Origin of the sequence: Bacillus sp. FSL K6-0268 (assembly GCF_038005425.1) — a bacterium.
GTDB classification, from domain to species: Bacteria; Bacillota; Bacilli; order Bacillales; family Bacillaceae_G; genus Bacillus_A; species Bacillus_A thuringiensis_S.
Window position 1 is genome coordinate 2,788,743 of the sequence record NZ_JBBOTF010000001.1, and the last position, 25,474, is coordinate 2,814,216.

Here is a 25,474-nt window from a genome sequence, read left to right on the forward strand (position 1 = left end):
AATATTTCCTTTCTCCACATAATTTGATACACTACACATGAATAAACATTTGTATTACATAAACTAAAATAATAACTTACTGTACAAATTAAAAAGCACACTCTTCATATGAAGAATGTGCTTTTATGTTATTAACGTTTAATCCAAACAGCGCCTGCCGATTTATCTTCTGCCTGTCCAACAACTTGGAATTTAAGTCCAAGGTTTGAAACTTTTCTTCCTGAATCTACAATTTGCTTGTTACTATATACTTTTGAATCATCAAAAGTTGTAACACCTTGTAATCCAGAATAGTTAAACTGGCCACGTGTTAATGAATTTACACTCCATGCTGGTGTTTTATCAAATGAAAATGCAGCGTCTGCAATTTGCATGCCCGTATTACCGTACGCTGGTTTCCCGTTCAGATTACCAACAAGTGCTTCTGGATGAGAATCTACAACCCCAAGGAATCCTTCACCTGGATGCACCCCCACCCAGTTATCTTTAAAGCTATCATCTGCATACCAAACGACAAGACCTGTATTATACACTGGACCTTTTCCTGCTTTTAATCCATTATCTGATCCCGCATAGTTTCTCCATTCTAAGTAGTAATAATGAGCTTTCTTCTCTGTCCCATCAGAAACAACAAAACCATTTAAATTCATTTTAGACTGTCCTTCTGCATCATCAGAAAATACAACTTGTCCATCAACAGTTACATTTACATCGTCCATCGCAAAACCTTTATATGTTACAGCCGGATCTGTAATATAGTCGAATTGTAGTTTCACTTTTTTGCCTTTAAATTGACTTAAATCATATGATTTATCAATCCATTTCCCATCTGTTGTATCTTTATCTCCTTGGACTACTTTTTCTCCAAGTCTATCAATTAACGTCTTCGTTCCATCTTCTGTTACTGCATGTACTTCGACGAAATCGCACTCTGCTTCTAACTCATAATTTGCTTTATAATCGAATTTTGCATTTGTTCCTTTTGTTAAATCAAAGAAAGGTGTCTCTAACGTTGTATGCATATCATCGCCTCTTGTACTATAATATGCATGCTTTCCAAACTCCGGTTTAATCGTTTCAACACTTTTACCTGGTAAGTTAACACGTACAACGCCTGGACGATTTGATTTCGTAACACTTTGATCAATATAGGTAGGAACTCCCACACCACTCTTAATTTTATCGTAATCTACTTCTAATATTTTTGCCCAGTTGCCACCCATATTCTTTTGTAAGAAGTCTTTATTTTGTGGTGAAAAACTTGTCGGCTCCGTTCCTGCGATTTTTCCTGTCCAACTACCTCCACTCATTAATGACCAAGCTTCGACAGGTGAACCATTTCCAGTATATTTCGTGTCATATTCATCTGGTAATCCAAGATCATGTCCAAATTCATGCGCAAACACACCTACAGCTCCATCTTCTGGTTCAATTGTGTAATCATGTGCTGCTACTTTTCCACCAAAGTAATCTACCTTTGATTTTGTACCTTCAATCGCTACTGGATCTACTGCTAATTTTGAACGATGTGACCAGATCGCATCATCACCTAATTTACCGCCACCAGCTTCTTGACCAACACCAGCATGGATTACCATTAAATGATCAATTACACCGTCAGGTTCGTTTTGATTCCCATCCCCGTTTGTATCATATCTATCAAACTGATCAAACTGAGATAAATCTAGTCCTTTCTCAGCAGCTGCATGCAAAGCTTCTTTCACTAAATCACGTGCACCTTTCGGACCTTTATTATCGTGACCACTGCTACCATCAGCTCCATAATCAGATGCTTTTCCTGGAACTGTTAGCCACTCCGTTACATATCCGTCTGTCGTATAACTACCACCAGACTGCTCTTCATAGTATTGTTTAAATGTTTTTACTTTTGAACCATCAAATAATGTATAAGGCTCCTTACCAAACAACATCTTTTGATAATGTTCTCTACTGAAGTCTTTCGAATACATATAACCTGGTGTTTGATCAATATTATTATGTTTATAATCACTAAATTCAACGAGTAGCACTAATACTTTATCAGATCGAACAGATCCTTTATATGGAGCTTGCTTTGCTTTTGAAGTTGGAACTTGCCCATTCAATTGCTTTTTATTTGGTTCTGGCTTTTGCTCAAGATTAATATTTTTTTCAGTCTTTTTTACATTTTCCTTTTCTTCCATCTTTTTCTCTTTTACTTTTTTTGTGAAATCAGACGTTTCTTGTGAGTGAGCATCTGGAAGAATTTCTTTGTTCGCCTGATCTCCTTGTTTCTTTTCAATATATTGCTCGACAGCCTTTTTCGTCTCTTCTTTAGAAGATGCTGGATTAATTGTTCCTCTTTCTTTCAAAGCTTCCGCTAAACGATCTTCTTGAATTAAATTGTAATCAATTGGCGTTGTAGACACATTCTCTTTCTCTTTTTCTGGCGTTTCTGCATATGCTAACGGCGCACTCATTACAGATGTGCATCCGATAATTGCTGCAATTGCTAATGATGACAACACTTTAAATGGGGCTTTTCTTCTCATTCCATTTCTCTCCTTTTATAAAACTTAAAATTCAGATAAATCGGTGCATTTTTGTCGAAATCTCTGTTTACTACCCTCCCTATATAAAAAGACATAATTCTATAAACATTGAACTTTCTGTTATAGAATCATGCCCTCCAGTTTTCTGGTCAGACCCTCTATCTGTTTATCCCTTGGTTCAACTAATAATCAGTGTGCTGATGAACAAAGCCCCCACTGATTAAAGTTTCACTTTATATCGAAATATGAAAAATAAAGAGTTATGTGATATATATTAAATATCTTATATAACAAATTTAAAAGACAATATGCAAAATTGCATGAAAATTCTTTTAAATAAAAAAGAATCCTAGTCAATTAAACTAGGATTCTTGATTTTCTATTATTTCTCTTGTGTTTTTTCCCAATCAGCTAAGAATTTCTCAATTCCTTGATCTGTTAATGGGTGCTTCACTAATGAAGCAATTACGTTTGCTGGGATTGTTGCAATATGTGAACCGTTTAATGCTGCATCAGTTACGTGAACGCTGTGACGTACAGATGCTGCAATGATTTCTGTTTCGATGCCATGAATTGCAAAGATTTCTGCGATTTGACGAATTAAATCCATACCGTTATGACCGATATCATCTAAACGACCTAAGAATGGTGAAACATATGTTGCACCAGCGCGAGCTGCAAGTAATGCTTGAACTGCTGAGAATACTAATGTAACGTTTGTACGAATTCCTAAATCAGAGAACGCTTTTACTGCTTTTAAACCTTCTGTTGTCATTGGAACTTTTACAACAACGTTTGGAGCAATCTTCGCTAATTCTTTTCCTTCTTCAATCATTTTATCAGCTTCTAAGCTAATTACTTCTGCACTTACAGGTCCTTCTATAAAGCTGCAAATTTCACGAATACGCTCATGGAAATCTACGCCTTCTTTTGCTACAAGTGATGGGTTTGTCGTTACTCCAGCTACTACGCCTAATGCATTTGCCTCTTTAATTTCGTTAATGTTTGCTGTATCAATAAAGAATTTCATTTGTTATTCTTCCTTCCTAATTTTCATTTTATATTTATTTATTTTTCTTAATAAGCTCTAATTCAATCGGAATAGATTTGTCCACTTTTTTACCTTGTGTTATCTCTTTTGCTGTTTGCATCGCCTTCTCTCCGATTAATTCCGGTTTTTGAGCGACTGTTGCAGCCATACGCCCATCGTTAACCGCTTTCACAGCATCTTCAGTTGCATCAAATCCAACAACGACTACATCTGTTTTTCCAGCAGACTTCAATGCTTCAAGTGCACCTAATGCCATCTCGTCGTTATGCGCAAACACGGCTTTAATATCGCTATTTGCTTGCAAAATGTTTTCCATAACAGATAATCCTTTCGCTCTATCAAAATCAGCCGCTTGTTTGGCAACTACTTTTAAAGACTTATCGGCTACGTTATGGAATCCTTTCCCACGTTCACGAGCAGCAGACGATCCAGGGATTCCTTCTAACTCAGCAACGTTTGCTCCTTCGCCGACTAATTCACGAATGTAATCACTAGCCATTTGACCACCTTCGATATTATTAGATGCAATGTGAGAAACAACCTTACCTGAATTCGCAACGCGGTCTACTGTAATAACAGGAACATTTGCTGCATTTGCCGCACTTACCGCTGAAGCAACAGCATCTGAATCGGTCGGATTAATAACAACTACATCGACACCCTTTTGAATTAAATCTTCAACATCGTTCGTTTGCTTCGCTGCATCATTTTGCGCATCAACAGCAATCAATTCGATGCCGCTATCTTTCGCTTTCTTTTCTGCACCCTTTTTCAAAGTTACAAAGAAGGGATTATTTAAAGTTGAAACAGAGAATCCAACTTTAATAGTTTTATTTCGACCTTTATCGCTAGAATCCTTTGCCCATTCTGGTGGTTCCATTGAACAACCAGCAGTAATGACCATAATACATGCAACGAGTATAAGTAACCATTTCTTCATGAACTGTCCCTCCATTACGCTTCTTTTCGGCGATCAATTAATACAGCTAGTAAGATTACAAGTCCTTTTACAACTTGTTGGAAGAAAGAAGATACACCTAATAAATTTAAACCGTTATTTAGTACACCGATAATTAGTACACCGATGAATGTACCAACAATCCATCCTCTTCCCCCAGAAAGACTTGTTCCACCTAATACAACTGCTGCAATTGCATCTAATTCGTAAGAAGTACCTGCAGTCGGCTGTGCAGAATCTAGTCGTGATGTTAAGACAATACCTGCAAGCGCTGCCAAAATTCCGGAAAGACCGTAAATCATTACTTTAATTCTCGTAACATTAATACCTGATAGTGCTGCTGCTTCTTCATTTCCACCAATTGCAAATGTACGACGGCCAAATGTCGTTTTCTTCAAAATGAAGTACAGTACTGCGAAAGCGATCATCATTGTAACAGCTGGTACCGGAATACCAAGAAAATAACCGCGGCCAAACATTTGGAACATTAAATGATCACCAAGACCAGTGATCGGACGTCCGTCCATATAAACAAGCGTCAACCCACGAAAAATAGTCATTGTTGCTAAAGTTGCAATAAATGGAGCTACTTTTCCTTTCGCAATGATGATACCGTTTACAACCCCCATTACAAGACCTGCTAATAGTCCAACTGCCATTGCAAGGAACGGATCCATGCCACTTGCCATCATTCCAGCAACAAGTGCACTTGATAATGCTAAAATAGAACCTACCGATAAGTCAATACCCCCTGTTAAAATTACGAAGGTCATTCCGAATGCAATAAGCGCATTAATCGATACTTGACGCAGTATATTAAATAAATTTGGAATTTCAATGAACGCTGGATTTAAAACTGTAATTACGACGATAATTAATACTAAACCGATTAAAGAACCGAGTTGTTGTAATACATTCCCCTTCTTAGCCATCCTTACTCTCCCCCTGTAGCTAGTGCCATAATAGACTCTTGTGATGCCTCATCTTTCCCTAAAATGCCGCCGACTTTTCCTTCATGAATAACAAGAACTCGATCACTCATTCCTAAAACTTCCGGAAGCTCAGATGATACCATAATAACGGCATCGCCTTGCTCAGTAAGCTTATTCATGATAGAGTAAATTTCTTTTTTCGCTCCAACATCGACACCTCTTGTTGGCTCATCTAAAATGAGTAATTGCGGATGAATGCCTAGCCATTTTGCGATTACAATCTTTTGCTGATTTCCACCAGAAAGAGATTTCACTGCCTGCTCTCCGCTAGATGCTTTCACATTAAGAAGCTTCATCATATCCTCTGTAAACTGTTGTTCTAGCTCGTTGCTTAGAACACTTCCCTTTGAAAGACTTTCTAAATTCGGTAAAGCTAAATTTTCTCGAATTGAAAAATCTAACACTAATCCTTCAGACTTTCTATCTTCTGTAATGAAAGCAATTCTTTGTCTAATTGCATCTATCGGACTATCAATCTTTACTTCTTGTCCATTTATAAAAATTTGTCCAGAATCTAAAGGTTCATAACCAAATATCGCTTTCATAATATCAGTGCGACCAGCTCCCATTAAACCAGCTACACCAAGGATTTCACCTTTCCTTACTTGAAACGAAACATTTTCAAATTTCCCTTTCTTCGTTCCGTTACGCATTTCAAAAATGACATCACCAATTTGACTATTTCGCTCTGGGTAACGTTCACCAATGCTGCGCCCCACCATCATACTCACTACTTCATCAAATGATGTTTCTGGAATTAATCTCTTTCCAACGTATTCTCCATCACGCAAAATCGTAATGGCATCACATATCGAGAAAATCTCTTCCATACGATGCGAAATGTACACGAATGAAACACCTTCTTTACGTAACTTATTGATTACTATAAAGAGCGTTTCGATTTCACGATCCGTCAGTGCCGCAGTAGGTTCATCCATAATAATAACGCTCGCGTTTGTCATTAACGCTTTCGCAATTTCGATAATTTGCTGTTGTCCAACCGATAGTTCCTCTGCTAACATAGCACCTCTTACATGCAATCCTAGCTCTGCTAGTTGCTGCTGCGCAATCGCGTTCATTTGTCGAGTGCGTAAAATACCTGTTTTCCCATACATTAACTCTTTACCAAGAAACATATTTTCAGCTACTGTTAAATTCGGCAATATGTTTAGTTCTTGATGTATAAATGCGATGCCGTACTCTTCAGCTTCTTTCGCATTTTTAAAGGTGCGCTCTTGCCCATCAATCGTGATTGTCCCATCATCTTTTTTGTATACACCTGTTAAAATCTTCATGAGCGTTGATTTACCCGCTCCATTTTCCCCCATCAATGCATGGACTTCTCCTGTTTCAATCATAAACTGTGCATTCTTCAAAACAGGATTGCCATTGAACGCCTTTGAAATGTTTTTCATTTCAATATGCATTCCCATCACTTCCCTTTATTAAAAAATCACGCCTGCATGTAAAATTACATTTGCATAAGGCGTAGCCTCGCCTGTACGAATAATCGCCTTCGCTTTCTTTGTATGCTCTTTAAATTGTTCATGAGATACATACTCAAATGCTGGCTCTATTAATTTTTGCTCGATCTCTTTATTTACTTCCGCATTATTTATAATGACTTCTTCTGCTAACGTCACTTTTTCGATTGCCATATCATCAGCTACAACTTGTAACACCTCTAAAAAACTCGGTTTTCCAATCTCAACAGCTAAATCAATTCGTTTTACTCCATCCGGAATCGGTAACCCGCAATCAGCAATTACAACCGTATCTGTATGCCCAAGTGAAGCAAGGACTGCCGCGATTTCACTGTTTAATACACCATGCTTTTTCATCCAACAATCACCTGCACTTCACGTACTCGATCTCTCGTTGGCATACCGCCCTGTGCTCCAAGTTTCGTTACAGAAAGACCACCGGCAATATTCGCGAAACGAATTGCTTTTTGAAGTGTCTCTCCTTCAGAAAGTGCAACTGCTAACGCACCATTAAATGTATCACCAGCTCCAGTTGTATCCACTACATCAACAGCAATGCTAGGAACATGTACAATCTCTGTGCCATTATGGAAACGAACACCGTTAGAACCTTCTGTCATCAATAATTTATTTGGATACTTCGCCAATAAATCTTCAATTGGTGATGTAAAATCATCTAATACAATGCGGCACTCATGTTCATTTGGCGTAATATAAGTTGCTTTTTCTAAAATTTCTTCTGATAAAACTTGTGCTGGCGCTGGATTCAACATAACAGGAATATTATGTTCCTCACAAATAGCCAATACATATTTTACTGTTTCAAGTGGAATTTCTAGTTGAAGAACAACCATATCCGCTTTTACAAGAAGGTCTTTGGAGCGATCTACAACTGACTTATTTACAAGAGCATTTGCCCCTTGTACGACAACAATACTGTTATCTTCTTCTGCTAAAACGATATGAGCAATTCCTGTCGTTCTATCTGTAACCGGTACCACATAATCGATAAAAATGCGTTCGTTCTCTAAATTTTTTCTAACTACTGTTCCATAATCATCATTTCCTACCGCTCCAACCATCGCTACATTTGCTCCTAACCTAGCTGCAGCAACTGCTTGGTTTGCCCCTTTCCCTCCTGGGATTGTATGAAACGCTTCACCAATTACTGTTTCTCCTGCTTTCGGCCGTTTTTTTGAAACAGCCACTAAGTCCATTGAAATGCTTCCTACTACTGCAATATTTGGCATCTGTTTCATCTCCTTACTTCGTTGTATTTCGTTCTATAATTTCAATCGGCAAACGATAGTGTTTCTCTTCTAATGTATTTCCTTCCATTTGCTCTAACAACAACTCTGTTGCAATTTTCCCCATTTCATATATCGGTTGTGCAACTGTTGTAATAGATGGATACATCATTTCTGTTAAAGAAATTCCATCAAATCCAATAATTTGTAAATCATCTGGAATGGCAATCCCCTTTTGAAGTGCAGCCTTTACAATACCAATCGCAATTAAATCATTCCCAGCAACAATACCATCAATATGCGGGTATTCTTCTAATAATTCCATCGCTACACGCTCACTATTTGCTGGATCAAACGTACTCTCTGCAATCATATACGAAAGATTATTTTGCGTAATAACGTCTACAAAACCTTCAAAACGTTCATTTGCAGTACTCACATCACGTGGACCGCGAATATGTGCAATATGTTTACATCCTTTATCTAGTAACAACTTTGTCGCAGCCTGACTTCCTGCATAGTTATCTGCATATACAGTAGGAATACGCTCATTAAACATACGGTCAATCGCAACAACCGGGACAGATAAATTCATGTAATTAACACTATTTTGTGGATTCGTTGCTACAATAAATCCATCTACATTATTTTGTCTAAGTACATCAATGTATTGTTTCTCTTTTTCTAAACTTTCATCAGAGTTACAAAGGACAACTGTGTAACCTTGTTTATGTGCTACATCTTCTACGGCACGTGCAACTTCTGGAAAGAACGGATTCACGATATTTGGAACAACTAAGCCAATTAAACGAGACTTTTTATTATACAGTGAACGCGCTACTGTACTAGGCTTATAATCTAACATCTCAATTGCACGCTCTACCTTTTTTAATGTATCTTCGTGAACATATCCATTTTTATTTAAAACTCTGGAAACGGTCGCAACAGATACTCCCGCTAATTTCGCAACGTCTTTAATCGTACTCATTCTCTTTTCTCCTCATTTCATGTAACCGTTTACAGAAAATAATATAACGTATTTCTAAAAATACGTCAATCATTTCTCACTAAAAAGCTTTTAAGGTTATACTCAAAAAAGCACCGCCATAAGGCGATGCTTCTTCATTACGAGTATGATACAGTTTTTTCTTTTTCTTCTACAGCAGGCTCTTTAGCATCTTTTTTACGATCTGATAATTTAATTTTTTGTAAGAAAATCGTAAAGATGGCACCTACTACGATAAATACTAATCCTGTTAAGAATACAGTATGAAGCGAGTCTACTAAAGAGTTTTTCAAAATAGGTACAATGCTGTTAGCGAACGCTTCTGGCATTTGTTTTAATGCCTCTGGGCTAAATAGCATCGAATATAAACCTTGTGGATCTGTGTGAATCATATCTTTAAATTTCGTTACCATTTGTCCCGCTTCTTTCGGGAATGTATCTAATACAGGTACTAATTTATTTGTTAACGTTGTACCTGAAGTGTTATTCATAATTGATCCTAAAATTGTAATACCAAATGTTCCACCAATTTGACGGAAGAACTGACTTGATGACGTTACGACACCAAGGTCTTTTTTCGGGAAGCTTTCTTGTAACGCTAATGTTAATGTCGGCATTACAAGACCCATTCCTAAACCGATAACCATCATATAAGAAGTAGCTGTAAGCTTCGTTGTGTGCATATCCATCGTTGTTAATAACCAGAAACCACCCGCCATAATAAGCATACCTGCGATAATTTGTGGTTTTACACCAACTTTTAATACAAGTTGCCCACCGATAATACTCATTACAATCATTGTAATCATCATTGGAGTCATAATTGTTCCTGATTCAGCAGCACTTACTCCTACAATACCTTGCATGAAGAATGGTACGAACATAATCGCGCCGAACATTCCAATACTCATAAAGAATCCAATCGCATTCAGTATTGTAAATGTGCGATTTTTAAAGAAATGCATTGGTAAAATCGGCTCTTCAGCTTTCGTTTCAACAATAACAAAGCTAACGATACCAATTACAGCTAGTGCAAATAAACCGATAATTTGCCAAGAGTCCCATGCATAATCTTTTCCGCCAAACGTTAGCGCAAGTAATAAACTTACAACACCTAGAATCATCGTAAAGATTCCAGCGATATCAATTTTAATTGGTCCTGTTTGTTTATGTGATTTTAATCCCATTGCAATAAAGATTGTTGCTAAAATACCAACCGGTAAGTTAATGTAGAATACCCATCTCCAGTTCACTGCATCTACAATCCACCCACCAACTTGTGGTCCAATTACAGAAGCAAGACCGTATAACGCACCAAAAATACCTTGCCATTTCGCACGTTCTTTTCCCGTGAACATATCTCCAATAATAATCATAGCCATTGGCATCATAATACCGCCACCAAGACCTTGAATACCACGGAAAATAATTAATTCTGTCATACCATTTGCCATACCACATAACGCCGAACCAATCATGAAAATAACTAGCCCTGTTATATATACGTTACGACGACCAAGTAAATCCGCTAACTTACCTGCAATTGGTACAACTGTCGTTGATGTTAACATATATGCTGTTGTTAACCATGTCATTAAACTTAATCCGCCTAGGTCACCGACGATACGTGGCATTGCTGTACCAACAATTGTTCCATCTAATGCAGCAAATAGCATCGCGATTACTAAACCGATTAACAACAACTTTCTATTTTGATTTTCTTGTTGTTCCATGTAATCTCCTCAATTCCTCTTAGTTATTCTCTTTTTTCTCTTGTGTCCCGCAAATAATGGTTTCTAACTTCTCAAAGAGACGTAATAAATCTTCTCTTTCTTGCAACTCTAAATGTGAAAAGTATTTTGCAATATGCTCGTTGCGAGCTGTCATTGCCTCTTCTACTCTAGATTTCCCCTTTTTCGTTAACTCGATGATGACAACACGACGGTCATCTTTGTCGTGATAGCGTTCTACAAGTTCTTGATCGATTAGACGATCAATCATCACTGTAATTGCGCTAGGCTTCACGTACATCTTTTTTGCTAATGTTGTCGCTCTTGAAGCCCCATAATGATCTAGAATCTTTAAAATATAAAACTGCGGTGGTGTAAGTCCTGTTGCTTGCATTTGTTCTAATAACTCCGTCTGCATTTTCTTTCCAATCGAAAAGGCTAGAGCTTGAATTTTATCGATATGCGTCATATCATTTGGCATGTTATCCACCTCTTATTTAAACAATAAAATATTTAACGTATTTAAATATTAATCCCACGAACAAAATCCGTCAATACTTTTATTCATAAAAACGTTTACATTTTTGTCACAAAGTTGTATAATTTTCGACGAAGTTAATATTGACAGTCACGGAGAAACGGAGTACACGGCTATGAATCATAAAAAAGGAAACTTTTTTATATTTCATGGCCTTTTTATATTCTCTGTCTTAAAACGCTTCGAATTAATTAGGGGAGGATTTTCATTTTATGTTTTTCACACAATTATTTAAACCTGCGCCCCACGCGGAACGCTTACCAGCTGATCGCGTTGATAGCGAATACCGTAAATTACGTTTACAAGTATTCTTAGGTATCTTCATTGGTTATGCAGGTTACTACTTTGTTCGAAAAAACTTTTCACTAGCAATGCCATACTTAATCGAGCAAGGATTTAGTAAAGGGGAACTTGGGGTTATCCTTTCAGCAGTATCTATCGCTTACGGATTAAGTAAATTTCTTATGGGTATCGTATCCGACCGTTGTAATCCTCGCTACTTTTTAGCAGCTGGGCTATTTTTATCAGGTATCATTAATATTATTTTCGGCTCATTTTCTTTCATTACAACGAGCATTATACTTATGTTTGTACTTCAGTTTTTAAATGGATGGGTACAAGGCATGGGATGGCCTCCTTGTGGTCGTACGATGGTTCACTGGTTCTCTATTAGCGAACGTGGTACAAAAATGTCTATTTGGAACGTCGCTCATAATGTCGGCGGCGCGCTGATGCCTTCTCTTGTAACATTAGGCTTATACTTCTTTGCAAATGACTGGCATAGTATTTTTTACTTCCCAGGTATTCTTTCAATTTTAGTTGGTATTTATGTACTAATTACAATGAAAGATACACCTCAATCTTGTGGACTACCTTCTATTGAAGAGCATACTGGAGAATATCCACCAGATGAGAAAATAAAAGATCGCGAACGCGAACTTTCGGCAAAGGAAATTTTATTTAAATACGTACTAAACAATAAATTTTTATGGTACATCGCTATTGCGAACGTTTTCGTGTATTTCGTACGTTACGGCGTTGTAGACTGGGCTCCTACTTATTTAGTAGAAGAAAAAAGCTTTACTCATAGTAGCTCACGTACTGCTTACGCTCTATATGAATGGGCTGGTATTCCAGGTACACTTCTTTGCGGATGGATGAGTGATAAACTATTTAAAGGACGTCGTGCACCTGCTGGTATTTTATTTATGATTGGTGTATTTATCGCAGTTCTTGTTTACTGGTTAAATCCTCCTGGTAATCCAATGGTTGATAGTATCGCTCTTGTCGCAATTGGATTTTTAATTTACGGACCGGTTATGTTAATTGGTCTACACGCTCTTGACTTAGCACCAAAGAAAGCTGCTGGAACTGCAGCAGGCTTAACTGGATTCTTCGGTTACTTAGGCGGAGCTGCTTTCGCTAGTGCCGCTATGGGCTTTATCGTAGATGCATTCGGGTGGGATGGCGGATTCATCTTATTACTTGCATCTTGCATACTTGCAATGTTCTTCCTTGCCCTTACTTTAAATACAGGGTCAGTAAAATCAAAACAAGCTTAAATAACATATAAAAATCATAAAAATAGCTCTTAGCATCTACATACATGCTAAGAGCTATTTTTTATTTTCATTGCTGTTCCTACTAATGATAACAACCAATTCCTTCCCTACTCTAATATTAAAAAATTTGATGAAACACCTTTATTAAAACAGCTAACGTAACAGATGCAGCAAATCCCCCTAGACAAATTAAGCTTACCCCTTGACTATATGACAAATTTTGAAATGATTTCATTGCTTCCATCCTCCCTATCTCCCCTGTGATACTTTTATTTTACCAATGGGAAAAATTTCATAACATCGATTTCTCTAACAACTAACTTACAAATTTGTAAGTTAACATCTTTTCAACTTATATATCTAGTATTTCCACAAATAAGAGTTATTTATACATAAAAAAGACCTCAGTTATACTAAGGTCTTCATTACATTCTATTTTATTTTATAATCATCACCGGACATTTCACTCGTTTTGCTATTTTATGACTGACACTACCAAGCACCATTTCTTGCAGTGTATTTAGCCCTCTGCTTCCAGCGATAACAAGATCTATATCTCCTGTATTTACATATTGAACAATTGTATCTCCAGGATCACCATGTAATATCGTAATTGTATAAGAAATGTTCTCTTTCTTTAATAGACCTTCAATCTCTTTTAATTTATCTTTTCGACTAGCTGATATTGTTTCTAAGTCTGTTTGACCTTGTATAATATCTGATTTTGCCGTTCTATTATCTACTACGTACACAACTTCAACATTTGTTTCTTCGCTACATTTCGCAATATATGTTGCATGTTCCGCTGCTCGAAGTGCATGTTCAGAACCGTCACATGCTAATATAATTTGTTTGTACATATGCTGAATCCCCTTTTCGTTATCCTACTCGTATTATATAATAAAGCCCCCTAAAAAGGAGGCTTTTAACTAGCAATTCTTTTATTATAAGTAGCCAAATTTGCAACAAGTTTTGAGCTACGTTCATTTAATCCTGTTATACTTACTTTCACACCACTTTGCTCATACTTCATGATAACTTTATCAATTGATGCCACTGCTGAATCATCCCATACGTGCGCATGAGTAAAATTCATTTCAATTTCTTTTACATCTTCATTAAATGAAAAATTATTTATGAAATCGGCTGTAGATGCAAAGAAAAGTTGACCGTGAATTTCGTATATTTTCTTATTTTCAATATATAAATGTTTCACGTGAATCTTTGCCATATTGAATGCAAATAACACCGCACTAATTACTGTTCCGATAATTACACCTAATGCTAAATTATGTGTAATTAAGACAATCACGACTGTTACAATCATAACAAATGCGTTTCCTTTTGGTACTTTATGAATCGTTGTTACAGAGTTCCAATCAAACGTTCCGATTGAAACCATAATCATAACCGCAACTAAAGCTGCCATCGGAATATGAACGACATAATTCCCTAAAACGAATAGTAATACGATTAAAAATCCGCCCGCTACAAATGTTGATAGGCGACCTCGTCCACCTGATTTAATATTAATAACAGATTGACCGATCATTGCACATCCTGCCATTCCTCCGAAAAATCCAGCAACGATGTTTGCGATCCCTTGTCCGCGTGCCTCTTTATGCTTATTACTTTCTGTATGCGTCATATCATCTAAAACTGAAGCTGTTAATAAAGACTCTAGTAAACCAATGATTGCAAGCATAACTGCATAAGGTAAAATAATCCCTAATGTTTCTAATGTAAATGGCACATCAGGAATACTAAAGAACGGTAATTCTTTCGGTAGGCTTCCCATATCCCCTACTGTTTTCAACTGTAATCCGCTCATAAGTGCAATACTCGTCACAATAATAATTGAAATAAGCGTAGAAGGTACAGCCGTTGTAATACGTGGAAATAAATATATAATTGCAAGTCCTAATACAACGAGTGCATACATTTGCCAAGTTGCATTTTTAAAATGCGGTAATTGCGCTGTAAAAACTAAAATTCCAAGTGAATTTAAAAAACCACTCATAACAGATTTCGGAACAAACTTCATAAATGAGCTCAGTTTGAACACGCCAAAAATAATTTGGACGATACCTGTTAATATTGTTGTAGCAAATAAATATTGCAAACCATGATCTTTAACAAGCGTTACCATTAATAATGCCATTGCACCTGTTGCAGCTGAAATCATTCCAGTTCTTCCGCCAACAAATGAAATGGTAACCGCAATACAAAAGGCTGCGTATAGTCCAACTGTCGGATCCACGCCTGCAATAACAGAGAAGGCTATCGCTTCAGGGATTAATGCTAAAGCAACGACAATTCCTGATAACACGTCCCCTCTCACATTAGAAAACCAGTCATTTTTTATCGTTTGAAACAAAATACCACTCCTCTACTCCTTTATAATTTGATTTTCTCCATAAGAAAATCTAGCCGACTGCACGAAAGCTATTATATAACGAGTAGAAGATTTTTTGCTATGTAAAAGTTTCCTAAAGAAAAAGACGCTACCTTAGCAGCGCCGCCTTTACTCACTTTATTAATGTCCACCGTGTCCTTGACCACTTTCCTGAACAATTTCTAACCTCTCATCTAGTATTCCTTGTGTTTCAAATGAAATATCACTCGTACTTCCTAATAAGAAGCCATGATTATATGGTCCAAGTGTTGGATCATCTTTAAACTTCGGCTGAATAGTAGCAAGGAAGTCATACACTGGTTGTGAAGCTTTCCCTTCTTCTAACAAGACAACAGGTGCGTGTTTACCCATATGTGAAAAAGGTGCTCCAGCAACTGCTAAATCTGGTGTTTTGCTTGAAACAAATGATAAACCGTGACCAGGTTTTGTGAATCCCCAGCCAAATTTTGTTTTTTCATCTTTAAATTTAGCGAACGTAATCGAGTTTTCTGTAGGGGTCTCTCCACTAATACGCGTTACTTTCCCGTATTTGCTTAACTCTTTTTCTACTTCTTTTGAAACAATTTTTTCTGGCCCTAATACATATATATTTGCTTTATCTTTTCTCATTTTTAATGCCTCTATTGTCGCTTCTGGCACTTTATTCTTTTCTGTATAGAGTAGTGGTTCCGGCATATGAGAAATCCAATTTACAGCGGGTGTTGTATATAAACGTCCTTCTTCTGCAGACGAACCGATAATAACACTATTTGGGTAGCTTCCTGTTATATCGGCATACTCCTTATCAACATCCTTCGCAAATATAGCTGGGTCCGTTTCTTTTATTTGTTTTACTTTATAACCTTTCAATTGTTCAAGCGCGCTAGTACCTACATCTCCCATCACCATAATTTGTGTTCCATCTTTCGTTCCGATTGGATTTAATCGTTTTATTTCTTTTAACGTCATTTCCGGTATCTTTTCTTTTTCTATAAATAAAATCGGCCCGTTATTCGGATGATGAATAAGGTCTGCACTCGCAATACCTAATTGCCACTCGCTTGCTGGTACTAAAATAACAGCACCTGGCTGGTTCTCTTTATGGGTTGCTGGCCATATCGTTTGCGAAGTTAACACTGCCATTTTTAGGGGGTCATTTGTATTTAACCTCGTTACATTTTTTAGACTTGTCGTTAATAAATCATTCGATGCCCCTTCGTTCATTTCTTTTGGCGCGGTTACTTCCTGATTCATTTTCATTTCCTTTTGCTCTGTTTTCTTCTCTTTTGTAGATTCATGATTTTTATGGTCTGTATTCGTTTGCCCACATGCAGCAAGACCAACTGCTGTAATTATTGTTATCCCAAAAATTCGGGTCATTTTTTTCACTATACCGCCTCCGTATTAATCATTTTTGAGCCAATATGATTACCTAAAATGTAATTTCAACTCCACAATAACAAGCAATTCTGAAGAAATTATGCAGACACATCATAATCTGCACCATTTCTTCATGATTTTGCATTACACTTTAAGTAACGATTATAAATATGGAGGGCTCTCTATGATTGATATACTGCTCGTAGACGATGAACCGAGAATGCTTGAATTATTAACGCTTTATCTTACTCCAATTGGATATAACTGCGTATGTGCGACTTCCGGAGAAGAAGCTATTTTACATATAGAAAATCGAAACTTTAAATTTGTTTTACTCGATATTATGATGCCAAAGATGGACGGATGGGAAACGTGCAAAAGAATCCGTTCATTTAGTAACGTTCCTATTATTATGGTTACCGCTCGTGATCAAACAGTAGATGTCATCCAAGGATTAAAACTCGGAGCGGATGATTACGTAACGAAACCTTTCCATGAAGAAGAACTTTTCGCAAGAATTGAAGCCGTTTTAAGACGTACAAATGAACATAAACAAATCCAATATCACGGTATTGTATGGGATGAAACAAAACACTTCGCTTCTGTACATAATGAAGAACTTCTTCTCACACCGATCGAATTCTCTTTACTCGGGTTATTTTTACGCCATGTGAATTATGTATTAAGCCGTGATCAGCTCATTGAACGAATTTGGGGATTAAACACAAATACAGAAGATCGCACAGTCGATTCACATATTCGTAATTTGCGTGATAAATTGCGAAAAGCAAATTTCCCTATTGATCATCATTTAAAAACCGTGTATGGAGTAGGTTATCGATGGATTGATACCGAACATTAAGGAGCAAAGTGATGAAACGAATCTCTATTCAATTCGGATTTTATTTTTTAATTGTCACACTTTTAATTGAAAGTGTTCTATTTGTATTGCTCTATTATAGTCTCGTAAACACTAGAGTAAATGAAGAAATGACTGCTTTATTAAAACGTGGAAACAGTCATCGTGATGTACTTGAAAAATATTATGATAAGCAAACAATCTCTCACGTAGCACTAATGGAATCTGAAGCTGAAACAACTGTCGTTATTACAAATACAAATAAAGAAATACTAGCTAAATCTAACGAAATAAACACGACTATAAACGATCATATTAGTAAAATGCAAACTCGAACAGACCATAATGGAGCGATTATAGAAAATCATTGGAAAACATCTAATTATATATGTACAGTTAGCCCTATTGTAGTCGATGGAAAACATGAAGGCTATGTGTACATGTTTCTTGGAACAGAATCAATTGAAAAGTTGGTTAATGGATTAACGAAACAATTCATTATTGCTGGTGCCATCACGTTTCTACTCACAGTCATCACAATTTTCCTATTATCACGTTTATTAACAAAGCCATTGTTACACATGAAACATGCAACTGAAAAAATGAGTAAAGGCGATTTGTCCGTTTCATTAACGACTACTCGAAATGATGAAATTGGTGAACTAGCATCATCTATTCAAACGCTCGCAAATGATTTACATTATATGAAAACAGAGCGAAGTGAATTTCTAGCAAGTGTTGCTCACGAATTACGAACACCGTTAACATACGTACGAGGTTATGCTGACATTGCTTTAAAAGAAAGCACCCCTCCTGAACAACGTTTGCGATATTTATCAATTATAAAAGACGAGTCTGATTACATTACAAACTTAGTTCAAGATTTATTTTCACTTGCACAAATAGAACAACATAGCTTTTCTATTCAAGTAAAGGAAGTGCATTTACACACCTTCCTTACTCGCATAGCTAAAAAAGTAAACGCCATGTATAAAGAAAGATACATTAAAGTTTCTTTCTCTTGTTCTCCTACATTGCTAGTAAACTTAGATGAACAGCGATTCGAACAAGTGATAGTGAACATTTTAAATAACGCTTATAGACATTCAAAAGAACATTCTCATATAAACATTTCTATTACAGACGAACATAAACGTATCTCCATTACAATTGAAGATGAAGGCGAAGGTATTCCACCTGAAGACCTCCCTCACATTTTTGACCGCTTTTACCGTGTCGATAAAGCAAGATCACGATCTACAGGCGGAACTGGTTTAGGACTCTCTATCGTGAAGGAAATTGTAGAACTACACGGCGGAAATATTACTGTAACGAGCGAAGTCGATTACGGGTCTTGCTTTATAGTTTCATTACCATCCATAAAGAAACACAACTATCATCAATAGTCGTGTTTTTTTATCCCGCATTAACGGGCAGTAAGACCCCTACATCAAAATTCAGCGGAAGCAAAGAAGTTAGGTGGGGGATCAACTGCCCGTAAAAGCCCGATTGGTTCAACTAATAATCAGTGGGAGATGAACAAAACCCCCACTGATTAAAGTTTCACTTTATCATTTTACTTTATAATATAAATTTACAAATTGCCCAAAACGTTTCGTATCCGTTAAAGTTAAATTAATTTCTGGATTCTTGTCTTGAAATAACGGAACTCCAGAACCTAATATATGCGGTGTAATTGTAACAACATATTCATCAATTAAATTATTCTTAAAGAACTCTCTCAGTAGACTCCCTCCACCGACCATCCATATTTTAGATCCTTCTTGCTCTTTCAACCTTTTCGTAAACTCCACTACCTCTTCATTTACAAAATCCACGTGTTCATTTGAACCTTTTTGTGAGTTAGAAAAAACATAACATTTTTTATCTAAATACGGGAATGTTTCCATATGCTCTACTACATAATCGTACGTTCTTTTTCCCATAATTATTGTATCAATCGTTTCGTACATTTCTGTATAACCGTTATCTCCCTCTCCTTCGGTTTCCATTAACCACTGTAAATCATCATCTTCTTTCGCAATATATCCATCCAAGCTAGCGGCTATAAATAAAACTATTTCACGTGACATATTTTTTCCTCCTTACATCTCATCTTGATAACATTATGCTGTAAACAATATACTAACAATAAAACACGACAATTTATGTCATGTTTAAAAAGAAAAAAGGTGATACATTTGTCAAAAGCTAAACGCTTATTAGATATTCTTATATTTGCTTCTGCAAAAAAAGCATTTACAGCTCAAGAAATAGCTGATGAATTTAATATTTCCGTTCGTACTGTCCACAGATACATTTTAGATTTAAGTGATATGGGATTACCTATTTATGCAGAACAAGGTCGTAATGGAGGATATAAAGTATTAACGAATAAAGTCATTCCCCCTATTTTATTTACTGAAGAAGAAGCGGTATCCATCTTTTTTGCTTTTCAATCTTTAAGTTACTATCGAGACTTACCTTTTAACACAGAAATCAATTCCGTTACGCATAAACTGTATAGCTCTCTACAACATGATGCGAAAGTGAAAGTTAATAAAATACGTTCTTATATCGCTTTTTGGAATCCGAAGAGAACAATTGATACACCTCTATTAAACGCAGTGTTAAGTGCGGCTATTGAAAATAAAAATTTACACTTTCAATACGAATCTAAATCGGGGATAAAAACAAAACATGTTCATCCTATCGGTGTATACGCTCATGATGGGCTATGGTACTTACCATCCTATGACTTCAGGAGAAAAAAAGTATTACTGTATCGTGTTGATCGTATTCTTTCTATATTATCAACAGAAAAAAATGAAAGTACGTTCATGAATTTAGAAGAATGGTTTACCTCTAGCTCTAACGTAGTGCACATTCCTACCCAATTACATGTTTTACTAACGACAGAAGGCGTGCGCCAATGTAAAAGTGTTCCTTACCTTGAAGAATTCGTGGTAATAAACGAAGACGGGACAGGATATATACATTCAACAATTGATAAAGGCGAAATCAACTTTATTACCCCTTTATTTTATAGACTTGGAAAAGATGCACGAATTTTAGAACCGAAAGAATTGATAGATGGTTTACTTATGCGTGCGAAAGAAGTTTTACATATGTATGAAGACGAAAAAAGCTGCTAAATATAAGCAGCTTTTTTCGTCCCGTTGTTCCTATTGTTTTATTATTGACGAATGTCAAACCACCAACGATTTTTCGAATTCATATTCTCAGTTCCACTAAAACCACTGTAACGGAAAGCATCAAGGAAAATTGAATCTAGTTTATCCTCATCCACAAAATAACCTAAATTAACTTTCATCGTTTGGCCAGGTAGGATACTGCCAATATTGTAGAAGCTTTTCCCATCTCCGTGAGGCTCTAAATAATCAACTTCTCCCGTCATAATACGCGTTGCATCCATTCCCTCTTCTTTAGCGTATTTCCATGCATTCCCTTCAAATTTAAGCTGCTTTATGGATGGATGCATATAGATTTCTTCTGTCGCCTGTTTACCAATATTTCTCACTGTTGTTGTCAAGTAGACAAATTTAACATTAACTAATTGCGAATCTACTAATGTATCAATTGAATCTTTACCATTCCCTAATTTATATATATCCCGTCTGTACGATAGCAGTTTTCCCGTCTGATCTAAAGCCTTCTTCTTGCTTAATATCCCTAGGCCAAGTTCATTAAAGTTCTCTTGTTTAAAATCTTTAATCGAATCAAAAACTTCAACTTTTTCTATCACATATTCAATTTGGCTGTTATCCATAGATATCGTTACTGGAACCTTTTGCCCTATATGAAATAGTCGTTTGCTATCTTTTTTCAAAGGAATCACTTTAGATTTTTTAGGTTCATCTGCTTGGCTAAAATACTTTTTATCATAATTTGATATATGTGATGCCTTTTCTTTTGACGTGGGCTCAAGTGAAATATTCCCTAAGACATCTATCATTTGTTCTTCATTTATATCTGATCCAATAAAACTTTCTAACATAATCCCTTCTTTCTCAAAAAAGAGAAAGACCTTCCTATCAAACATTACATTGTTGTTTCCAGTTTCTTTATGAACAATTACTGCTTTCTTGCCACCTATCTCTTTTTCTTCGTAGCTTTTTGAATATAAAGTTTGAAAGTCCGCATTTTCCCCTACTCTCCAAAGACTAAATGAAAAGCCTCCATTTGCGTCGTTATCTTTAAATGAATATTTCATAGCAGAGTCATCAATTGCTTCCATATTTTCTGGTAATTTATCAATTTTCAGCTTATACCACTTATCAGCCTTTTTCGTGTCCTTATTTGTTACCGACACATTTACTTCATAATTTTGTTTTTGAACAATCATATTATAGACTTTTACTGCACCAAAAACGGTTGTCGGCATACCAATCAATAAGCAGGCAGCAGCGATTAACATACGATGTCTTTTACTCTTTTTCTGTGGTCGCTCGTCCTTCAGCTTCATTTCCTCCATAAACAGTTTCTTTTTGCGCGTATATGTATGTGAAAATTCATGTTGTTCTTCGGATTTATCAAAATCATCTAAAGCAATTTTTTCAGCAAGTTCATATATTTCTTTGGAGTTCTTTGAATTCGTCATGTTGTATACCTCCTATCATATTTTGGACTCGTTTTCGAGCGCGTTCAAACTGCTTGCGGACATTAGCCTCCGTAATCCCCATTACACTTGAAATTTCTTGATACGTTAAGTTATAGAAGACTTTGTACTTAAACACCTGTCTGTTAGATTCATTTAACTCTTTTAGCAATGTATCAATTTGAACCTCAGACATTTTACGTTTTTCCCACTCTTCAATATTTTCATCTACTGCTTCTATTGATTCTCTTTCATATTCTTCTAAAAATGTTTCATGTCGTTTATTTTTCCGGTAACTATCAATCGCCTTGTTTTTCGCGATCCTCAAAATATAGCGTTTAAGCTCTTCAGTGCTCAAGCTATGGAGCTTTTCCAAGTTCTTATAAAGAGTAATAAACGTCTCTTGAACCGCATCTTCAGCCTGTTGAATATTATTTAAAATAGAATACGCTACATAATAAATTTTTTGTTCGTACAACTCGTATAGCTCTTCCATCTTTTCATAATCGTTATTTGTAACTTTCATATAATTCCTCCTCTCACTCTATATAACGAATGAGCACTGTACTTTGTGACACTGCAAAATCTTTTTATAGATAAAATTTAATAATAGAATAAACAAAAGCCCAATTTCTCTATTGTAACTGAGAAATTGGGCTTTTTAATATTAGAATTTTCCTGACTGTATCTCTAAGAAAAATTCTTTTACACCTTTTCAATATGCAGTATTTGCTCTATCGCTTCTTTTAACAAATTCTTTGTCTCTTCAAAGTTATGATTCTTCTTTTCCTCCGGTTGCACCGTATAAAACTCAGCAAACGAACGCTCTTTATATCTTGGTACGACATGCATATGGTAATGTGTTAACTCGTTAAATACTCCACCATTTTGACAAACTGTAATTCCATCTGGTTTATATAATGCCTTAATCGCTTTTGCAATCAGCTTAGAAGCATCCATAATTGATCTTGCTACAACGTCATCTAATTCTTCTACTTCTACAACATGTTGCTTTGGCACAATTAAAGTATGTCCTGGGTAGAAAGGCGCATGATCTAAAAAGCAAGTTACATAATCATCTTCATATACTTTATATATTTTTTCCTCTTCGTTTGCTAATTTACAACCTAAACAGTCCACTACACTTTCCCCTCTTTCTAAAAACATAAAAACGTGAGAATACGGCTCTCACGTTTTTATGTTTCATTTTATTAGTTCAATTGTTTCCGTAACCTTTATACTATCTTTTACAGATTGAACAATCGTACAATTTTTCACTGCAAGCTGCAATGCTTTGTCCAACTGCTCTTCTGTAATGTTTTCCGCTTTAATTTTATATTGCAAATGAACACTTTCAACTGGTTTGGATAAAGCTTCACTTCTACCAATTTCAGTTTCGATCGTAAACGTATCGTATGTAATACGTTTCTTTTCTAAAATTGTTCGAAAGACAATTGCACTACATCCTGCGATAGAAGAAACGAGTAATTGTAACGGTGAATACCCGTTTTCTTTTCCAATCGCTAATTGAGCGTACGATAAATCTGCCTTTATATCATCGTGTTTGATTGTTAGTTTCATTTGTTTTGTCCATCTCCACTTTCATCGGTTTCTGCTGTTTCTTACTCATATAATAATAATATATATAGCAGAAAATGATAAATGGAATACCGCAGTATAACGCCATTCTTTGTTCAGGAATAAACGCTAAACTAATAACAACGATGCTATTTGTAATTAAAGCTAAAATTGGAACAATCGGATATAGTGGTGTTCTATACTTTAAGTCCTCTAACTTTCCTCCACCTTTTATATACTGACTTCTAAAGCGAAGTTGCGATAGAGCAATAATGATCCAACTTGAAACAGCCGATAAACCAGCTATCGATAATAAGTACATGTATACTGTATCTTCTGCAAGGAAACTTGTGAATAGGGATAATCCAGCTACCGCAATCGTTACGACTAGCGCTGTAATTGGAATACCACGTTTATTTACTTTCTTGAAAGAAGTTGGTGCCATTCCTTCATTTGCAAGTGACCATAATATACGTGTCGCTGCATATAATCCAGAGTTCGCTACAGATAATAACGCAGTAATAATAACAAAGTTCATAATATCAGCTGCATATGGAATACCGATTTTATCAAATACAACTACGAATGGACTTTCAATTACGCCTGCTTCCTTCCAAGAAATTAATCCTACTAAAATTGTCATTGTTAAAATGAAGAATAACATAATGCGCCATACTGTATTACGGATCGCACGTGGAATTGTTTTTTCTGGATTTTCACTTTCTCCCGCTGCAATCCCGATTAACTCTGTTCCTTGGAACGAGAAGTTAACTGTAATCATTGTAAGTAATACGGCAGCTAGTCCATTCGGGAAAAGTCCACCATCGCTTACAAAGTTAGAGAAAAGAGGTGCTGCTTCTTTTCCGTCATATGATATAAATCCTAATAATGCACTACCACCAAGAACAACAAATGCAAGGATTGTAATTACTTTAATACTAGAAAACCAAAATTCTAATTCAGCGTAGCTTTTCGCTGAGATAGCATTTGACGCATATAGAATAACGCCGAATACAAGGCACCATACCCAAACATCAACATTTGGAAACCATCTTTTCATCATTAAACCTATTGACGTTAATTCTAGACCCACTGTTACTGCCCAGCCGAGCCAGTATAACCAACCAATCATAAAGCCTGTTCCTGGTCCAATAAACTTCGTTGCATACTTTTGGAAAGATCCCGAAACCGGCATTGCTACCGTTAACTCTCCAAGACAAAGCATTGTTAAATACATAATAAATCCGCCTACTAAATATGAAAGGATGGCCCCCCCTGGTCCAGCCTGATTAATGGTGTAACCCGAACCTAAGAAAAAACCAGTTCCAATTACACCACCAAGTGCGATCATAAATAAATGTCTACTCTTCATCGTACGATGTAATTTCTCATTCGTTGGTTGCTGCATCTAAATCCTCCCCCTACAAATACCCCTATATCTTGTTAAAATTTTCTGATAATAAAAATATACACGAAAGCGATTACATTTTCTATATAAAATTAAAACTTTTCTGATAAAATAATATAAAAAATCTAATTATAGCT

At 36.1% G+C, this 25,474-nt stretch carries 24 protein-coding genes; 4 read left to right on the forward strand and 20 right to left on the reverse strand.

The window, feature by feature from the left end; genetic code table 11:
* Positions 1–131 precede the first annotated feature (131 nt).
* The 10 genes from inhA2 to MHI28_RS14515 form a co-directional block, all read right to left on the reverse strand.
* Positions 132–2,531, reverse strand: a complete 2,400-nt coding sequence (gene inhA2, locus MHI28_RS14470) for a M6 family metalloprotease immune inhibitor InhA2 (protein WP_340828064.1) — start codon at positions 2,529–2,531, stop codon at positions 132–134.
* Positions 2,532–2,913: 382 nt separating this feature from the next.
* Entirely contained in the window at positions 2,914–3,561 is a 648-nt protein-coding gene (gene fsa, locus MHI28_RS14475; RefSeq protein ID WP_000667667.1) for a fructose-6-phosphate aldolase, read from the reverse strand.
* A gap of 34 nt (positions 3,562–3,595) precedes the next feature.
* Positions 3,596–4,522, reverse strand: a complete 927-nt coding sequence (rbsB, locus tag MHI28_RS14480) for a ribose ABC transporter substrate-binding protein RbsB (RefSeq protein ID WP_000758976.1) — start codon at positions 4,520–4,522, stop codon at positions 3,596–3,598.
* Between the two features lie 14 nt (positions 4,523–4,536).
* Complete coding sequence (locus MHI28_RS14485; RefSeq protein ID WP_001074650.1) at positions 4,537–5,472, reverse strand: ABC transporter permease subunit; 936 nt, start codon at positions 5,470–5,472, stop codon at positions 4,537–4,539.
* A 2-nt stretch (positions 5,473–5,474) separates the two neighbouring features.
* Positions 5,475–6,959, reverse strand: a complete 1,485-nt coding sequence (gene rbsA / locus MHI28_RS14490; protein ID WP_002162933.1) for a ribose ABC transporter ATP-binding protein RbsA — start codon at positions 6,957–6,959, stop codon at positions 5,475–5,477.
* 18 nt (positions 6,960–6,977) lie between these two features.
* Complete coding sequence (rbsD, locus tag MHI28_RS14495) at positions 6,978–7,373, reverse strand: D-ribose pyranase (RefSeq protein ID WP_000716151.1); 396 nt, start codon at positions 7,371–7,373, stop codon at positions 6,978–6,980.
* On the reverse strand, positions 7,370–8,266 hold the full coding sequence (rbsK, locus tag MHI28_RS14500; protein WP_001132865.1) for a ribokinase: 897 nt from the start codon (positions 8,264–8,266) through the stop codon (positions 7,370–7,372). The genes rbsD and rbsK overlap by 4 nt, the downstream gene beginning before the upstream one ends.
* Before the next feature lie 13 nt (positions 8,267–8,279).
* Positions 8,280–9,251: a ribose operon transcriptional repressor RbsR gene (rbsR, locus tag MHI28_RS14505; protein ID WP_000104047.1), complete on the reverse strand. Its 972-nt coding sequence runs from the start codon at positions 9,249–9,251 to the stop codon at positions 8,280–8,282.
* Positions 9,252–9,388: 137 nt separating this feature from the next.
* Complete coding sequence (locus MHI28_RS14510) at positions 9,389–11,002, reverse strand: MDR family MFS transporter (protein ID WP_000437648.1); 1,614 nt, start codon at positions 11,000–11,002, stop codon at positions 9,389–9,391.
* A gap of 19 nt (positions 11,003–11,021) precedes the next feature.
* Positions 11,022–11,480 carry a MarR family winged helix-turn-helix transcriptional regulator gene (locus tag MHI28_RS14515; protein ID WP_001132366.1) on the reverse strand — a complete coding sequence of 153 codons (459 nt, stop codon included), beginning with the start codon at positions 11,478–11,480 and terminating at the stop codon, positions 11,022–11,024.
* Between the two features lie 269 nt (positions 11,481–11,749).
* Here MHI28_RS14515 and glpT point away from each other — a divergent pair, with 269 nt between their 5' ends.
* Entirely contained in the window at positions 11,750–13,099 is a 1,350-nt protein-coding gene (gene glpT, locus MHI28_RS14520; protein ID WP_000466386.1) for a glycerol-3-phosphate transporter, read from the forward strand.
* A 118-nt stretch (positions 13,100–13,217) separates the two neighbouring features.
* Here glpT and MHI28_RS14525 read toward each other — a convergent pair whose 3' ends face one another.
* From MHI28_RS14525 to MHI28_RS14540, 4 genes are all read right to left on the reverse strand, one after another.
* On the reverse strand, positions 13,218–13,334 hold the full coding sequence (locus MHI28_RS14525) for a DUF4027 family protein (protein ID WP_000834733.1): 117 nt from the start codon (positions 13,332–13,334) through the stop codon (positions 13,218–13,220).
* A 202-nt stretch (positions 13,335–13,536) separates the two neighbouring features.
* Positions 13,537–13,959: a universal stress protein gene (locus tag MHI28_RS14530; protein ID WP_000277998.1), complete on the reverse strand. Its 423-nt coding sequence runs from the start codon at positions 13,957–13,959 to the stop codon at positions 13,537–13,539.
* A gap of 65 nt (positions 13,960–14,024) precedes the next feature.
* Positions 14,025–15,476 carry a SulP family inorganic anion transporter gene (locus MHI28_RS14535; protein WP_000487912.1) on the reverse strand — a complete coding sequence of 484 codons (1,452 nt, stop codon included), beginning with the start codon at positions 15,474–15,476 and terminating at the stop codon, positions 14,025–14,027.
* 159 nt (positions 15,477–15,635) lie between these two features.
* On the reverse strand, positions 15,636–16,883 hold the full coding sequence (locus MHI28_RS14540) for a hypothetical protein (RefSeq protein WP_000738866.1): 1,248 nt from the start codon (positions 16,881–16,883) through the stop codon (positions 15,636–15,638).
* A gap of 175 nt (positions 16,884–17,058) precedes the next feature.
* Between MHI28_RS14540 and MHI28_RS14545 the strand changes: the two genes are divergently transcribed.
* Together MHI28_RS14545 and MHI28_RS14550 are read left to right on the forward strand one after the other, a co-directional pair.
* Entirely contained in the window at positions 17,059–17,736 is a 678-nt protein-coding gene (locus tag MHI28_RS14545) for a response regulator transcription factor (RefSeq protein WP_000565487.1), read from the forward strand.
* An 11-nt stretch (positions 17,737–17,747) separates the two neighbouring features.
* Complete coding sequence (locus tag MHI28_RS14550) at positions 17,748–19,139, forward strand: sensor histidine kinase (RefSeq protein ID WP_000822550.1); 1,392 nt, start codon at positions 17,748–17,750, stop codon at positions 19,137–19,139.
* A gap of 165 nt (positions 19,140–19,304) precedes the next feature.
* Here MHI28_RS14550 and MHI28_RS14555 read toward each other — a convergent pair whose 3' ends face one another.
* A complete protein-coding gene (locus MHI28_RS14555) occupies positions 19,305–19,826 on the reverse strand; it encodes a dihydrofolate reductase family protein (protein ID WP_000085772.1) in 522 nt (173 codons plus the stop codon).
* Positions 19,827–19,901: 75 nt separating this feature from the next.
* Here MHI28_RS14555 and MHI28_RS14560 point away from each other — a divergent pair, with 75 nt between their 5' ends.
* Positions 19,902–20,888: a helix-turn-helix transcriptional regulator gene (locus MHI28_RS14560; protein WP_114365429.1), complete on the forward strand. Its 987-nt coding sequence runs from the start codon at positions 19,902–19,904 to the stop codon at positions 20,886–20,888.
* Positions 20,889–20,929: 41 nt separating this feature from the next.
* On the opposite strand, the gene MHI28_RS14565 is transcribed toward MHI28_RS14560, so the two are convergent.
* From MHI28_RS14565 to MHI28_RS14585, 5 genes are all read right to left on the reverse strand, one after another.
* A complete protein-coding gene (locus MHI28_RS14565; RefSeq protein WP_000185124.1) occupies positions 20,930–22,354 on the reverse strand; it encodes a DUF4367 domain-containing protein in 1,425 nt (474 codons plus the stop codon).
* Entirely contained in the window at positions 22,320–22,877 is a 558-nt protein-coding gene (locus MHI28_RS14570; RefSeq protein ID WP_000869275.1) for an RNA polymerase sigma factor, read from the reverse strand. The genes MHI28_RS14565 and MHI28_RS14570 overlap by 35 nt, the downstream gene beginning before the upstream one ends.
* 179 nt (positions 22,878–23,056) lie before the next feature.
* Positions 23,057–23,491, reverse strand: a complete 435-nt coding sequence (locus MHI28_RS14575) for an HIT family protein (protein ID WP_000340518.1) — start codon at positions 23,489–23,491, stop codon at positions 23,057–23,059.
* A 63-nt stretch (positions 23,492–23,554) separates the two neighbouring features.
* The gene (locus MHI28_RS14580) at positions 23,555–23,932 is read right to left on the reverse strand and encodes an OsmC family protein (protein ID WP_000778854.1); all 378 of its coding nucleotides are present in this window, start codon (positions 23,930–23,932) and stop codon (positions 23,555–23,557) included.
* Entirely contained in the window at positions 23,907–25,337 is a 1,431-nt protein-coding gene (locus tag MHI28_RS14585) for an amino acid permease (RefSeq protein ID WP_001187093.1), read from the reverse strand. Before MHI28_RS14585 ends, MHI28_RS14580 begins: the two co-directional genes overlap by 26 nt.
* Between the last annotated feature and the right edge of the window lie 137 nt (positions 25,338–25,474).